Consider the following 456-nt stretch of genomic DNA (forward strand, 5'->3'; position numbering starts at 1 on the left):
TCATCACCATAATACTTAACCCCAATCTTAATGGGTTCTCGTCCTTGGCTGCGGCGAAAATTATTGGTATCACGCAGTGAGTAAGCACAGCCACAATATTCTTGTTGATAAAAATGCTCTCGTTTGCTAATCTCAATCATGCGATTACTGCCACCGCCTTTACGCCAGTTAAAATCCCAATATTCAAGGTCGTCATAAGGGGCAGCGGCACGATGACCACAATCATTAATCTGAGCCATGTTCTTCCATCGTGAGATGCCCAAAGAACTGGTTATCACAGGAAAACCATGCTCGTGGGCGTATAGGGCGGTGCGCTCAAATCGCATGTCAAAACACATGGTACATCGTCTGCCTCGCTCAGGGTCTTGCTCCATGCCTTTGGCACGGGCAAACCAGTTGTCCATGTCATAATCAGCATCAATGAATGGTATACCATGCTTTTGGGCAAAGGCGATA

The 456-nt window shown here is 46.5% G+C and carries 1 protein-coding gene; it reads right to left on the reverse strand.

Annotated elements, in window-relative coordinates; translation table 11 throughout:
• Positions 1-456: epoxyqueuosine reductase QueH (locus HMPREF2573_RS03635; protein WP_003666864.1), on the reverse strand; the 456-nt coding region annotated here is incomplete at both ends.

The sequence above is a fragment of the Moraxella sp. HMSC061H09 genome (assembly GCF_001809255.1).
GTDB classification, from domain to species: Bacteria; Pseudomonadota; Gammaproteobacteria; order Pseudomonadales; family Moraxellaceae; genus Moraxella; species Moraxella catarrhalis.